Origin of the sequence: Vibrio sp. B172a, assembly GCF_030248355.1 — a bacterium.
In the GTDB taxonomy this organism is placed as follows: domain Bacteria; phylum Pseudomonadota; class Gammaproteobacteria; order Enterobacterales; family Vibrionaceae; genus Vibrio; species Vibrio owensii.
On sequence record NZ_JAHGAC010000001.1, the window covers coordinates 256,174 to 270,552 of the forward strand.

At 46.4% G+C, this 14,379-nt stretch carries 15 protein-coding genes; 8 read left to right on the forward strand and 7 right to left on the reverse strand.

Annotated features, from left to right (window positions below; translation table 11 throughout):
* The first annotated feature begins 13 nt into the window (after window positions 1-13).
* Both mngB and manA read left to right on the forward strand, forming a co-directional pair.
* Complete coding sequence (mngB, locus tag KIT90_RS01020; RefSeq protein ID WP_285374506.1) at window positions 14-2,653, forward strand: mannosylglycerate hydrolase; 2,640 nt, start codon at window positions 14-16, stop codon at window positions 2,651-2,653.
* A 115-nt stretch (window positions 2,654-2,768) separates the two neighbouring features.
* Entirely contained in the window at window positions 2,769-3,962 is a 1,194-nt protein-coding gene (manA, locus tag KIT90_RS01025) for a mannose-6-phosphate isomerase, class I (protein WP_285374508.1), read from the forward strand.
* Between the two features lie 237 nt (window positions 3,963-4,199).
* On the opposite strand, the gene KIT90_RS01030 is transcribed toward manA, so the two are convergent.
* Both KIT90_RS01030 and KIT90_RS01035 read right to left on the reverse strand, forming a co-directional pair.
* Window positions 4,200-4,586, reverse strand: a complete 387-nt coding sequence (locus tag KIT90_RS01030) for a heme-binding protein (RefSeq protein ID WP_009706192.1) — start codon at window positions 4,584-4,586, stop codon at window positions 4,200-4,202.
* Between the two features lie 9 nt (window positions 4,587-4,595).
* Window positions 4,596-5,564: an aldo/keto reductase family oxidoreductase gene (locus KIT90_RS01035; RefSeq protein ID WP_285374509.1), complete on the reverse strand. Its 969-nt coding sequence runs from the start codon at window positions 5,562-5,564 to the stop codon at window positions 4,596-4,598.
* 128 nt (window positions 5,565-5,692) lie between these two features.
* Here KIT90_RS01035 and KIT90_RS01040 point away from each other — a divergent pair, with 128 nt between their 5' ends.
* Window positions 5,693-6,568: a LysR family transcriptional regulator gene (locus tag KIT90_RS01040; RefSeq protein WP_285374510.1), complete on the forward strand. Its 876-nt coding sequence runs from the start codon at window positions 5,693-5,695 to the stop codon at window positions 6,566-6,568.
* A 9-nt stretch (window positions 6,569-6,577) separates the two neighbouring features.
* Here KIT90_RS01040 and KIT90_RS01045 read toward each other — a convergent pair whose 3' ends face one another.
* Window positions 6,578-8,350: an SgrR family transcriptional regulator gene (locus tag KIT90_RS01045; protein WP_285374512.1), complete on the reverse strand. Its 1,773-nt coding sequence runs from the start codon at window positions 8,348-8,350 to the stop codon at window positions 6,578-6,580.
* Window positions 8,351-8,577: 227 nt separating this feature from the next.
* Here KIT90_RS01045 and KIT90_RS01050 point away from each other — a divergent pair, with 227 nt between their 5' ends.
* The gene (locus KIT90_RS01050; RefSeq protein ID WP_009706196.1) at window positions 8,578-8,709 is read left to right on the forward strand and encodes a hypothetical protein; all 132 of its coding nucleotides are present in this window, start codon (window positions 8,578-8,580) and stop codon (window positions 8,707-8,709) included.
* Window positions 8,710-8,944: 235 nt separating this feature from the next.
* Window positions 8,945-9,484 (forward strand): peroxiredoxin family protein, encoded by a 540-nt coding sequence (locus KIT90_RS01055; RefSeq protein WP_005435499.1) that lies wholly within the window; start codon window positions 8,945-8,947, stop codon window positions 9,482-9,484.
* Between the two features lie 114 nt (window positions 9,485-9,598).
* Here the strand turns inward: KIT90_RS01055 and KIT90_RS01060 are convergent, their stop codons facing one another.
* Window positions 9,599-9,967, reverse strand: a complete 369-nt coding sequence (locus tag KIT90_RS01060; RefSeq protein WP_005435493.1) for a helix-turn-helix domain-containing protein — start codon at window positions 9,965-9,967, stop codon at window positions 9,599-9,601.
* A gap of 167 nt (window positions 9,968-10,134) precedes the next feature.
* On the reverse strand, window positions 10,135-10,719 hold the full coding sequence (locus KIT90_RS01065; protein WP_285374517.1) for an NAD(P)H-dependent oxidoreductase: 585 nt from the start codon (window positions 10,717-10,719) through the stop codon (window positions 10,135-10,137).
* Window positions 10,720-10,990: 271 nt separating this feature from the next.
* Between KIT90_RS01065 and KIT90_RS01070 the strand changes: the two genes are divergently transcribed.
* From KIT90_RS01070 to KIT90_RS01080, 3 genes are all read left to right on the forward strand, one after another.
* Window positions 10,991-11,332, forward strand: coding sequence for a helix-turn-helix transcriptional regulator (locus tag KIT90_RS01070; protein WP_009706198.1), 342 nt, complete (start codon window positions 10,991-10,993; stop codon window positions 11,330-11,332).
* A gap of 85 nt (window positions 11,333-11,417) precedes the next feature.
* A complete protein-coding gene (arsB, locus tag KIT90_RS01075; protein ID WP_005435488.1) occupies window positions 11,418-12,473 on the forward strand; it encodes an ACR3 family arsenite efflux transporter in 1,056 nt (351 codons plus the stop codon).
* 153 nt (window positions 12,474-12,626) lie between these two features.
* Window positions 12,627-12,845 carry a hypothetical protein gene (locus KIT90_RS01080; protein ID WP_005435487.1) on the forward strand — a complete coding sequence of 73 codons (219 nt, stop codon included), beginning with the start codon at window positions 12,627-12,629 and terminating at the stop codon, window positions 12,843-12,845.
* A 35-nt stretch (window positions 12,846-12,880) separates the two neighbouring features.
* On the opposite strand, the gene KIT90_RS01085 is transcribed toward KIT90_RS01080, so the two are convergent.
* Both KIT90_RS01085 and KIT90_RS01090 read right to left on the reverse strand, forming a co-directional pair.
* On the reverse strand, window positions 12,881-13,663 hold the full coding sequence (locus tag KIT90_RS01085) for a helix-turn-helix transcriptional regulator (protein ID WP_039840331.1): 783 nt from the start codon (window positions 13,661-13,663) through the stop codon (window positions 12,881-12,883).
* A gap of 37 nt (window positions 13,664-13,700) precedes the next feature.
* Entirely contained in the window at window positions 13,701-14,234 is a 534-nt protein-coding gene (locus KIT90_RS01090) for a YbhB/YbcL family Raf kinase inhibitor-like protein (protein WP_005435484.1), read from the reverse strand.
* Window positions 14,235-14,379: the final 145 nt, after the last annotated feature.

Consider the following 14,379-nt stretch of genomic DNA (forward strand, 5'->3'; position numbering starts at 1 on the left):
GACGGTAAAAGTTATGACTACATCTCGCGTTCATATTACTCCTCACATGCACTGGGATCGTGAATGGTACTTCACTACAGAAGAGTCTCGCATTCTGCTAGTGAACAACATGGAAGAAATCATGACTCGTCTGGAAAACGATCCAGACTACAAATACTACGTTCTAGACGGTCAAACCGCAGTTCTGGAAGATTACTTCGCAATCAAACCAGAAAACAAAGAGCGCGTACGTGAGCTAGTACAAGCAGGCAAACTGATTGTTGGCCCTTGGTACTCTCAAACGGATACGATGCAAGTATCTGGCGAATCAATCGTACGTAACATGCTTTACGGATTGCGCGACTGTCTAGCGCTAGGTGAGCCAATGAAGATTGGTTACCTGCCAGATTCATTCTCTATGAGCTCTCAGCTGCCAGCTATCTACAACGGTTTCGGTATCAATCGCGCCATGTTCTGGCGTGGTTGTTCAGAGCGTCATGGCACAGATAAAACCGAATTCTTGTGGCAATCAAATGATGGCAGTGAAGTCTCTGCGCAAGTACTGCCACTGGGCTACGCGATTGGTAAATACCTACCGCAAGACGAAGAAGGTCTGCGCGCGCGTCTAGATAAATACTTCCCAGTGCTAGAAAAGCCGTCGGTAACAAAAGACATCTTACTACCAAACGGTCACGACCAAATGCCTATCCAAAAAGACATCTTCGAGGTGATGGATAAGCTACGTGAAATCTACCCAGACAAAGAATTCAAAATGAGCCGCTTTGAAGAAGTATTCGAGCGTATTGAAGCCGAGCGCGATCAGCTTGATACCATCAAAGGCGAGTTCAACGACGGTAAATACATGCGTGTTCACCGTACTATTTCTTCAACGCGTATGGACATCAAACTGATCCACGCAGAAGTAGAAAACAAGATCGTCAACATTCTTGAGCCATTAGCGTCTATCGCATGGACACTGGGCTTTGAATACCACCACGGTCTAATCGAGAAGATGTGGAAAGAGAGCATGAAGAACCACGCTCACGACTCGATTGGCTGCTGCTGTTCAGACAAAGTACACGCAGAGATCTTGAACCGTTACATCCTTGCAGACGACATGGCGACCAACCTGATCAACTTCTACAAACGTAAGATTGTTGACCACATGCCTGCACGCGAAGGTTGCGACAAGCTAGCACTATTCAACCTATCGCCATACACTCGTGAAGAAGTGGTAAACACCACCATCACTATCCGTGCAGAACAGTTCAACCTGTTTGATGAAAACGGCACGCCAGTTGAATACTTCATCCAAGATCAACGCGTAATCGACCCAGGTAAGATTGACCGTCAAATCGTTCACTACGGTAACTACGACCCGTTCATCGAATACGACATTCAAATCAAGCACACTGTGCCAGCGATGGGTTTCACTACCCTACACATTCAAGCGAATGAGAAAGGCACGCAAAAAGTGGCTGAGCAGAAGGAGTTCCTGCTGGAGAACGAATTCTACCGCATCAACGTAAATGCAAATGGCACTCTGAACATCTTCGACAAAGAGACAGAGCACCTTTACGAACAAGCGCTGCGCATTGAAGACGGCTCTGACGATGGCGACGAATACGACTACTCACCTTCTCGTAAAGAGTGGCTACTGTACTCAGACGAATTCGATGCAGAAGTGAATGTGAAGCACGAAGGTTTCCAATCTGTGGCAACCATCAAGCTGCGCATGAACTTGCCTGAGAACCTACAACAACGTGAAGAGCGCACAGGTCAAAACGGTTACCTAGACGTGAACTGCCAAGTGGCTCTAAAACAAGGTACACGCCGTATTGAAGTTCGTATGGAGCTAGATAACCAAGCTGACGACCACCGCGTTCGCGTATTAGTACCAACACCGTTTGTGTCTGAAGCCGTAGTAGCAGACAACCAGTTCGGTTTGATCACTCGTCCAACGAACGATCCAGAAATGGCGAACTGGGAAGCAGACGGCTGGAAAGAAGCACCAGTGCCGGTTTACCAGCTAATGAACTTTGCCGCGGTTGAGAACGCACAAGGTGGTATGGCGCTGATGAGCAACGGTCTGCGTGAGTTTGAAGTAATTTCAAGCCAAGGCAATGAAGAGCGTGACACATTCGCCCTAACCCTTCTGCGTGGTATCGGCGTGTTGGGTAAAGAAGAGTTGTTGCTTCGTCCGGGTCGTCCATCTGGTATCAAGATCCCGACGCCAGATTCACAAGTACGCGGCAAGATCGTTTGTGAGTTCGCACTATTTGGTTTCGCGGGCAACCACATCGAAGCAAACGTAATGGCGGCGGCGCGTGACAACGTGACTCCAATCCAGTGCTACAACAAGATCCCTTACAACGCGATGAAGCTGAACGTAGGCGAGCAAAACCTACCGCTAACGCACAGCTTGCTAAGCAAATCGCTAGAAGGCGCAGTACTGAGCGTACTGAAGAAAGCGGAAGACGAGGATGCACTCATCCTGCGCGTCTACAACCCATCAGAGAGCGAAGTGATTAACGACACAGTAGCGTTTACTTCAGAAGTAACGTCATGGAAAGAAACACAGCTAGACGAGAAAGTGCTACCAAATGAGGTAGAGACAGCATCGTTCGGCACGCTGAAACCGTGTCAGGTTAAATCTTTCCAAGTGAAGTTCTAATCCGGTTCTCAGGATAAGGTCATCAACTAGATAACCCGTCCAAACCGACTCAGGCTTGCTCTCATCGTGGAGCAAGCCTCTCCTCTTCTTTCGTTCCAATCAAGAGAATATCGCCATGCAACACGCTCTATTCAAACTGGACAATGTGATTCAAAACTACGCTTGGGGCAGCCACACCTCGATTCATGATTTATTCGGCATCGACAATCCAGCAAACGAGCCACAAGCAGAAATCTGGATGGGTGCTCATCCAAACGGCTGTTCAAAGCTTGCCGACACCAAACAACTGCTGTCAGAAGTCATCAACCAAAACAAAACGCAATCGCTGGGTGATTACACCGCGGCGCGTTTTGGTGAACTGCCGTTCCTATTCAAAGTACTGGCAGCTGAAACACCGCTGTCCATTCAAGTACACCCTAGTAAGCACAAAGCGGAAATTGGCTTTGCTCGTGAAAACGACCAAGGTATCCCGCTTAATGCTGCAAACCGTAACTATAAAGATCCAAACCATAAACCGGAGCTGGTTTACGCGCTGACATTTTACAAAGCGATGAACGGCTTCCGCCCAATTGAGCAGATCTTATCTCTGTTTGAGCAAGCGAACATCACTGCTCTAGAGACTGAAATCAACGCACTGAAAGCCACACCAAACAGTGAAGGTCTAAAAGTGTTCTTCTCAGCACTTATGTCGTTAGAAGGCGAACGCAAACAGCACGCTTTGAATGAGCTATACGCAAGCCTAGAGCGCCCTGCGAAAACCGCTATGGCACGAGAAGCTTACGGTTATATTCAAGACTTCCGTCAGCATTACGCGGACGATATTGGTCTGTTTTCGCCATTGATGTTGAACACGATTGAACTCGCTCCGGGCGAAGCAATGTTCCTCCATGCAGAAACGCCACACGCATACGTTCAAGGGACAGGTTTGGAGATCATGGCGAACTCAGACAACGTGCTGCGCGCTGGCTTAACTCCTAAGTACATCGACGTTCCTGAGCTTATCGACAACACCATCTTCAAAGCGATTGACCCAGAACAAATCAAGCTCGCACCAGTACATAAGCAAGGCAAGCTTAGTTACCCAATTCCGGTGGATGATTTCGGCTTTGAAGTGATGGCTGTTGAAGGCACTGCAACGACTCAATTCGTGCGTAGCGCAGAGATTTTGTTTTGTATCGAAGGGGAAATCTCGGTTTCTAGCCAAGACGATCACATCACATTGAAAGCCGGTGAATCGGTTTTCGTCTGCAGCAACTCAGTGAAGTACGTTTGCCAAGGTGACGGCACCTTAGCTCGCGCCTTTAACTGATTGGCGAAATGAACTGACAGCTTATTGGATAGCGGCTTCCTGTTCTCCAGTAAGCACGCTCCTAACCTAGGTTTGCGCTGATTTTGTCAGTGGTCAGCAATAACCACCTTGTCACGCTCCACTTCGATGACGCTTTTCGAAGGCGAGCAGGCATTTACCGTTGATATTCGTGGTCAACTCCATCATTTTGACCATCCCCACCAATGTCTAGCGAAGAGCATTGGTGGGATTTTTTGTTTACAGCGCTTTTAATACTTCCATCGCAAGCGCTTCATCGTCTTGCTCTGCTAAACCACTGATACCAATTGCACCGACGACTTTCCCTTCTTGTTCTACAGGTACTCCGCCCATAAAGCCCGTGATCTTTGGGTCAGTCCAATAACTCAACTGCTTACCTGTTTCACGAGCCCAAGCGCCCAAATTGCCACTAGGCTGACGGTCTCTAGCCGAGGTGTAGGCTTTGTTTTGTGCCAACAAACCTGCTTGCACGCTCACATCATCCATTCGGGCAAAACCGAGCAATTCGCCATGCGTATCAACCACGGCAACCGCAATGTTTTGCTTACGAGCAGCAGCAATTTCCAATGCCGTTTGAATCAGAGTTTGAACTTGTACGTATTTCATTTTTCTCTCCTACGGGATCTCATGACCAAGGGTTTTCTCAAACAAGCCATACCAATGACTGCGCGACAGCGTGACGTTCTCTACTTGAGCACAAGCGCGAATACGCTGTGGGTTTGCAGTACCAATAACAGGCTGAATTTGGTTTGGATGACGCATTAGGAAGGCTAAAACAATCGCCTCAGACGACACGCCATATTCAGCTGCTAGCGCCATCACCATCTCCGCAGTCTGTCTGGTATTGTGATCATCAGAATGTAAGCCACGCTCTGAGAATCTTCCTTGCGCCATACTGCCCCACCCTTGCAGTTGGATATTGTGCTTACGGGCATGTTCCAGTGTTCCCGCAACGTAGTCAGATGCAGACGAAGGAAGCCCCATGCCTTGCTTGATGAAGTCAGGCTTAGCCAGACTCATTTCTAACTGGTTCGCCACAATAACTTCGCCCGTTGCTTGTTGAAGAAGATCAATTTGAGCACTGTTCATGTTAGAGACACCGAAATGGTTAACTTTGCCAGCTTGTTTCAGTGCTTGGAGCGCTGTGCCCAGTTCTTCAAATTCAACCAAAGGATCAGGACGATGCAGCATCAAAACATCAAGATTCTCCACGCCGAGGCGCTCAAGAATGCCCTCAACAGAAGCCGTCACCCATTTAGCAGAAAAGTCATACTGCTTAACACCTTGTTCATCACCAAGACGAATGCCGCACTTGGATTGCAGATAAATTCGTTCTCGTAACGTTGAGTCATTGGCTAAGATGCGCCCAAACACTTCTTCTGCCTTACCGAATTTGTAGATATCCGCATGATCAAAGAGATTGATGCCAACCTCTAATGCTACCTCTACTGCGGCATAAGCTTGGTTTTCATCTTGGGCGGTTAACGGGTTGCGATTCCACTCCCCTCCAAGCCCCATGCAGCCGAAGACCAAGCGGCTAACGTTAGGTAAGGTTTTGGCGAGCGGTAGTGTTGGATTGTTCATCGTTATTCTCACTTTTCCGATTTCTGCATTTTCAACTTCTGAAGTTAACTCGAACCATCTTACCGTTCGTAAAAATTAGTTTAATACCGTAAAATCGAATTCATTATCCTCGCTAGCGAACAATCGAGATGACAGATTACAAAAGAATTGAAAAACTGATGCTGTTTGCCGAAGTGGCTCAAACACTCAATTTTTCTAGAGCAGCGGAGCAACTTGGCATTTCTAAAAGCTACCTGTCGGAACAAATCAAGCGATTGGAATCGGAGCTCGCCACGCCTTTGATCGTTCGAACCACACGCAGCGTGAGACTAACAGCAGAAGGTGAATCGATCTTCGCACAAGCGGAAGATCTCAAACGCCGCGTAATGGAAATGGAAAAGAGTTTAAGTCAGCAATCTGAGCAAATAGATGGTCTGATTCGGCTTACCGCTCCCAAGATGTTTGCTGAAGCGGTGCTGCATGATTTATGTGTGGCGTTTCGCGCTCTACATCCAAACGTAGAGTTCGAGATCCTTTCTAGCTATCAAGCTTTTAATCTGACGGAAACCAGCGTTGATTTTGCGTTTCGAGCGACAAGAACGCCACCTGAGAATATGATTGCGCATCACCTTTTGGACTACTACCACTGGCTGGTTGCTTCTCCTCAGTATCTGCAAGAAGAAGGCACGCCGGAGACGTTAGCGGATTTAAAACAGCATCAATGCTTAACCACATTGCATCAAAAAGAGTGGCCGTTAAAAACGGGAACAGTTCAAACCCAAGGTTGGCTTTCAAGCAATGAAAACCGCTTACTCAAAGAATCAGCCCTGTCTGGCAATGGCATTGCACGATTAGCAAGTTACTTTGTCGAGCAAGACGTTGAAAATGGCCGACTAGTGCAGGTTCTATCGGAAGAAACTGACCACCAGCACAACGCGGTTTACTTGGTGTATCCGCAACTTATCTATCAATCGGCGAAAACCAAAGCCTTCATTGAATTCGTGAAGCAGCACTTTGCTAAATAACTGAGGCAGTTAATCCGCAGACCACACCGAGCGAATATCTGGCCAACCCCAATTGGTTAAAGCAACGTCTTCTAACACACCTTGGAAGCGCAAAGTTTGCGTATGGTGGAACATAGGTGCAATCCAGTATTCGCTGACGAGTGTGGAAGCAATAGGTTCAAGCGCTTTGAGATAGCCTTCTAGCGAGGTATACGCGCGCACTTTCTCTAGTTGCTCATCCAACCAAGTCGCATTCTCTTCACCCAAGGTGTGGTGCAACACGGTATTGCTAAAGAAGTTGGTAAACGCCGATGCATGGCGGTTATCATCCAAGTTGATGTTCGTCACCACCAAGGTTTCATCTAGCGTGCCGTTTTTGGCTTTTTCACTTAGCTCTCGGTAGGAGTACATCACAATGCCGACTTTGCTTCCTGTCCCTTCTAGTAAGTTAGCGATTGCACGCGCACATCGTCTCAATGCTGTGTAGTTGTATCCTGCGATGGTGATATGTTTAGGCAGTTTGCTTTCTTCACCAAACGGTCTTAGTACGGGCTTCCACGTTGGCAGCATGTTGTAAGCCGGTACACTGCCAAACACGATCTTTTCTTTGCGCATCACATCTGCAAGTCGTTCCGGTTGAATCAACTCAGCAATGTAGCGACGCTGCGCTTGAGACAGAGGATACTTGGCATGTTGATTAAACAAGGCGAACAAGCAACCGTCCTCGGTGCGACTGTGCTGACTCGCCGGTGCAGTCTCGGCATCTTGTGTCGACATGTAATGCCCGCACATGCTGTCGGCAAGCTCGTCGTCCGCTTTTTCTACCTGCTTAGGTGGAGTGTTTGCGGCTAGGGATGGGTTCTCCATTTTCTCATCATTGACGATCCAGATTGTCACCATGTCGGTCAGTACTCGACAGGCGTAATAGCCGTCAAAAGCTTGCAGTTTTAATCGATGAGCACTGTGTTCAATCACAGAGAAAGGGCCACTGCCAACGACCAAATTGTTATTGGCAACGTTCACTTGGCTAACAGGTTGGATACCGTACTTCACGCCAGAAATAAGCCCAGCAAAACCCAAATCTGGCTTGCTGAGGGTAAACACAACCTTGAGTGGATTTGGCGCGGTAATGTTATCGACATGAGCTAACTCTTTCTCATACAACTCAAGAGAACTGAGTTTGGCAAACAGGCTAACAACGGTATCGGCATCAATCGGTGCACCATTGTGAAAGGTTAAGCCCGGGCGCAGGTAAAAGGTCCATTCGTAACTTTTCTCGTCATAACGCCAATGATGAGCAAGTTCTGGCTTCACCACTCCGTTGTAGTCACTGGATACCAAACAACAGTAGATTTGACGCAAGAAGAAGCGCTCACTGCTTCGATGCAGTTGATGAGGAACAATACGCTCAAACATACGTTTGTAGGTGAGCTGAATGTTGAGTCGACCTTCTTGAACAGACGCCCCTGAAGTCGTTTTGAGCAAACGTCCAAACGCAGCTTCATCTTCATCGAGAATCGCCAACGCTTTTTCGTATTTACCCAGCTTGATCCGCTCCAGTGCGAGGCTTTCTTTTAAGGCACTCAACTCGATGTTCAGCAATAACGTTGAACGCTGATTACGTCCCGCTTTTGGCAGCCAACTCAACCACGCTTGCTCCTGCATTTGCGACAGTAAGCTGCGTGCATGGCGAGGAGAGGTGAACAGCAAGTCAGCGACTTCCTGCAATGTGGTTTTGGCTTCACTTCCCACGCCAAAGGGAGTGAGTCGTTGGTAGTAGCGGAACAAGTTGAGATCAGACACCGCGCGCCCTCAAAAAGTGGATATAGGTTTATTTTACTCAACTTATCCGAGAGAAAATAAGAAAACTTCCAAACACTTTGTTCCCCTTTTTACCCTCACGAAAGCAAAAATCGGTGAGTTAGCGCACCTTCTTGGGCTAACTAGGAATAAACCACAGAAATCTACTCTCTTTTTCAGCTCCTCTTTTCTTTGCATACTGACCCTGTCAGCAACAAGGAGGAAACACTATGCGATTCCAAATTCGATCAGCGAAAGACATGCCGACAATGGCAACCTATTTCCGAGAGCGCGTTGCGCATTCGGACAACAAGCTTGAAGTAATGGCTCTGGTAACAATGAACGATTTCTTCAACTGGTAAACGAACCTTAAGCAGAACTTAGCTCCTGATACTACACCCCCACTTCGTTGTATCTTTAAGTTCTGCTTTCCTCTTCTAACTGTCTCTTTTTCTTGCCATTCATTATCTAGGTTACCAAAAGTTAACTAGTTGAAATGCCGTAAAACTGGGTCTACATTGAAGTCTCACCCCCTACACAATCGCTTTTATTGAGAAGGGGAATCCATGGATATATACCACCAAATCGGGAGTCATTATGGCAACTTCAGTGAAACTTAAAGCGGGCGACAGCTTCCCTTCTCTTCAAGCAACCTTGCTAGATGGTTCAAGCGTGACGTTAGGTCAGCCGCAAGGTGATGCGACTTGGCAAGCCGTATTCGTTTATCGTGGTAAACACTGTCCTCTTTGTACCAAATACCTCAATGAGTTAGAGGGCTACAAACAAGCTTTCGCAGAAGCAGGCGTTGATATTCTTGCGGTTTCAGGCGATTCAAAAGAGCAGCTTGAGGGACATTTAGAGAAACTCGAAATCAGCTTCCCGATTGCTTACGGCCTAACCGAAGAACAAATGAAAACATTAGGTCTGTACATTTCACTGCCTCGTTCAGAACAAGAAACTGACCATAACTTCGCAGAACCAGGTCTGTTTGTGGTGAATGAACACGGCAACTTGCACGTGGTGGATATTTCAAACAACCCGTTTGTTCGCCCTGAGCTTGGCGCGCTATCACGTGGTTTGGCTTGGATTCGTAATCCAGACAACAACTACCCTATCCGTGGTACGTTGGACTACTAAGCGGCTTACGCCCAATCAGTCTCAGACAACAATCAAACATAAAAAATGCCAGCGATATGCTGGCATTTTTATTGGCTTAAACCGTTAAGCGATGGTGAGATACAAGAGACCGCGTTATTTACGCAGCTCAATCTGGTGAGTCTCAGACCAGATTCGCAAATCATCAAGAATCTTAAGTGCGGTTCGGCCGAACTCGGTTAGCTCATAGCTTACTGCAATTGGGCGATCGCTGATCACTTTGCGCACCACCATACCTTCAGCTTCTAGCTCTTTAAGGCGTTGGTCGATCATCTTTTTGCTTGCGCCGCCTAGCATGCGTGCTAAGTCATTGAAGCGAACTGGGCCATCTTTCAAATGAAAAATCAAAGAGCCTTTCCATTTACCACCAATTAGACGCATCCCTTTCTCGATAGCACATGGCTCCGCACATACGTTCGCCACTGACTTACGACCTTTGCTATCTACACTGATTCTGCTTTCCACAATACACCTCAAGATACGCACCTAATCTAGGTAACGAAAAGTAAGCTAGATACATTTAGTGCTTTAGAGTAATAAAAACGTCACCTCGCCGCAAACAAATAAAAATGGACCGCATGCAGCAGTCCATCTCAATTCATCATTCAGTTCGCACTATGTTTCTAAAAGGATTAGAAGTTTTCGTTAATGTGCGCTTCGAAACGAACAAAATCGTTTTCGATATCTGCGTTCTTCATCACGTCGTAACAAGCGAATGTAGGCAGTGCTGACATACCAAAGAAGCGGAAGTTAGCGTGCATGTGGAACATCAAATCGTCCACGCCTTTACCTTGGAATAGGTATTCGTTCTCATCATCAAACGATTCTTCTGGCGCGTTGAATGTCAGTGACAGCATGTATTTACTGTTGGTTTGAGTACCGCCTGTACCATAGTTTTTCTTTGGTTCTTCTGCGCTACGACCATCAAATGCACACAGTGCGCCGCCCATACCCGCAGTAAACACGTCGTCCATGTATTTTTTGAATGACCAAGGCACAGACATCCAGTTGATTGGGCTTTGGATGATCACGCGATCAGCCCATTCAAAGTGTGCGAGTTGCTCATCTACGTTGATCTCATCTTGCATTGTCACAACGCGAACCTGATGGCCTTTTGCTTGCAGAAGCGTCTGTGCTTTGTCGACAAGAGAAGCGTTTAGACGACCTTCTGAGTATGGTGATGGTTCGTGTGCGTTGATGATCAGTACGTTGCTCATGGGATTACCTTTAAATAAGTTCACAAGATGACGCAATAACCATTGTGCGTCGGATGTGGTTTATTATGGTAACCTAGAAATATAGTGCAATTAGTTAACTTTTAGTAACCTACTTAATTTTTTATTATATCACTGTTTTTAAAAGAGATATTTTTTTCAATTTTTTATTCATCGTTATTTCCCGATTAATTTTTTCATCGAGTTGTTGCATCTTCCACAGAGCAGGCGTACACTTTATCGCAATTCGACGATTAACTATTAAGGCCAGCGAATGAGTGATAAGTGCAACGACACGTGCGAAGTTGTTTTTCAGACAACCCAACAACAGCTCGAGAAAGAACAAACTCTAGCAGCACAAGCAAAAGCTTTGTCGCATCCAGCACGTTTGCGCATTCTGCATATCTTGCACACGCTCGATACCATGGGTGGTTGTTTGAACAGTGATTTGGTTTCTGAACTGGGTCTTGCGCAATCTACTGTTTCCGAGCACTTGCGCATTCTAAAGCAAGCTGGCTTTATCAGCGCCGAGCCAAACCCACCTAAGGTGTGTTACCGCATTCAACGCGACGCGTTTGATCAGTTCAATCTAGGATTTTCCAAGTTATTTGATTAATTCCCTTTGCACGCTGGTCAGGCGTGCAGAGATAAACTATACCTTTAACTATCGCCTTTCGACGATAAACGAATAAGAGAACACTATGACTACTCAAGTTTTAAATAGTGCCAGCGACAAAATGAGCTTCTTGGACCGTTACCTAACGGTGTGGATTTTTGTTGCAATGGCAATCGGTGTAGGTATTGGCGCAGCATTCCCTCAAGTAGCTGAGTGGAACGAGTCAATGTCAGTTGGTAGCACAAACGTACCGCTAGCGATTGGTTTGATTTTGATGATGTACCCGCCACTCGCAAAGGTGAACTACAACCTGCTAGGTACAGTGACGAAAGATAAAAAAGCAATCACGCTGTCTTTGGTCATGAACTGGATTGTCGGCCCTATTTTGATGTTCATCCTTGCATTGACTTTCCTAGGTGATCATCCGGGTTACATGGTTGGTATCATTCTGATCGGTCTTGCTCGTTGTATTGCAATGGTACTGGTATGGAACGATATCGGTGGCGGTAACAAAGAATACGGCGCAGCCCTAGTTGCACTAAACAGCGCTTTCCAAATCGTGACTTACAGTGTGATGGCATGGCTATTCATCACTGTGTTGCCACCAGTCTTTGGTTACGAAGGTTTCGTGGTTGATATCTCGATGATGGACATCGCGGAAAGCGTTCTTATTTACCTTGGTATCCCATTCCTAGCGGGCTTCCTAAGCCGCAAATGGCTGGTCGCTGCGAAAGGTGAACAATGGTACAACGACGTGTTCATCCCACGCATTTCACCAATTACGCTTATCGCCCTGCTTGCGACCATCGTACTGATGTTCAGCTTGAAAGGTGAAATGATTCTTGAACTGCCAATGGATGTATTCCGTGTAGCAATTCCACTGGCTATCTACTTCGTGTTGATGTTCTTTGTCAGCTTCTTCGTTGGTAAGAAAATGGGCATCGACTACGACAAAAATGCGTCGATTGCCTTCACAGCAACAGGTAACAACTTTGAATTGGCAATTGCGGTTTCTATCGCGGTGTTTGGCCTAAACTCAGACCAAGCTTTTGCTGGTGTCATTGGTCCACTGATCGAAGTGCCTGTATTGATTGCTTTGGTGAACGTAGCACTCAAAATGAAGAAGAAATACTACAAATAACCAAAGGTTATAGTGACTTGAAAGCGCCCGTCGTTAAAGCGATGGGCGCTTTTTTATATCCGCTCTAGGCATAGGCTTATCAACAAATTCCTATTTGCTAACTCAAAGTTTTGAACAATGTTTTAAATTAATCATTCACATAGGAGTTTGAGTATGAATTTAGAATATAAAAAACTGAAGTGGCATGCTGTTCTCAAGCTTTCACAACAGACAATTAAATACCTTGAAGAAGAAAACAGTACGAGCTGGAGTGACGTTGATAAAGTAAAAGCGAACGTCCACGCTGCAGAATTATTGCAACAGCTTTTGTCTGATTTGGCGATTGCAGATTCGAAAGCACCAACTGCGTTGCACTCGGTAAAACGCGCGTAAGCGATTAAACGCGCACAAGCAATTTTTCGCTAGCGCTAACTGACCACAACCGTTTTGATGTAGTCACTCGGAGTCAATCCGAATTTGCCTTTAAAGCGTTGACTAAAACGCCCCTCGGATTGATAGCCGCAAGACTGAGCCAACAGCGCGACGTTGTAATGGCCATTCTGCATCAAATACAAGGCATGATTTAAGCGCACTTCCGCCAGCACTTCCCGATACTGAGTGCCCTCTTGCTTGAGCTTGCGAATCATGGTCGCACGGCTCATGGCAAAACGTTCAGCCACCAGCTCTAGTGGGTGTTCCTCTCCTGGAGAATGCGACAAATAACGGCTCAGCTTCTGGCTGAATGTTGTGTTCGCACTCGCAAACAAGTGATGCAACACGCCACGCTCAGCAAGTTGTTGATACAACCCCATTACCCAGAAGGTTTGGGTCTCTTTGCTCATGGTTTGTTGGTCAAACGAAAACAAAGCATTGAGCGTGTCTTCCAAGGCTTTATCGGCTTCTAATGTCGGCTTTTCTTCACCACCGTCAATGCTCGCGCTAAGTTCAAGCATTGCTTCTGACGGCAAACAATGAAAGCTAAACATTCTAGAGAGAAACTTACCTTTTTGCGGTAAGTTCTCAAAACTCAGTGATGCGGAAGCCTCACAAAGCAGCAAATCAGAATGGGAAAGATCCAGTGCCGATTCCTTCCAGAAAAGACGCTTACTGCCCGTGATGATCTGAATGATACTTGGGGAATGGATCTTCACATTACGCAGTTTCTGTAACTGCTCGGCACGAAACAACGTGACTCGATATTGATGGCTCATCTATTCCCCTCGTTTTTTATCATCTACCCATTACGGTTTAACGTGTGTACGTCGCCGTCAGTTTTGCTTTGTCTAATGCCATGCTATTAAGCGTAAAACCAACCACAGCAGCCGGTGTGTTTTCATCTAGGTTTAGTTTCTCTGTTGGCAATGCCCAAACCGTAAATTGGTAGCGGTGCATGCCGTCAGCTTCTGGTGGGCAAACGCCACCAAAACCAACCGTTCCGTAGTCAATACGCGACTCTTTACCGCCCAATTTTTCAATGTTCACTGCGCGTGGCAGTTCGCTAACTGAAGCAGGAATGTTAAACGCAACCCAGTGCCAGAAACCACTGCCAGTTGGCGCATCAGGGTCATAAGCCGTGATTGCAAAGCTCTTAGTTCCTGCTGGCGCATCCTTCCACATCAATTGTGGAGATTGGTTGCCACCATTACAGCCCCAGCTGTTGTATTCGAAGGTCTTCGCCATAGGATGACCTTCTTGGATATCTTTACTGGTTAACTCAAATGCTTGAGCTGAACCCACTGCCAATAAGCTTAACGCCAAAACCGATGTAGTGATTGCTTTCATGATGATGCTCCTATTTCTTAAGTTCGGGATAAGTGTATGCCCCAAAAGAAATAGCAACCCCTCATTAAGTATCAATATAGGTCATTTCAAGCTAATCGGTGATACTTTTTGTAATATTTTTAAATTCGTGCTTATCTACGAGCTA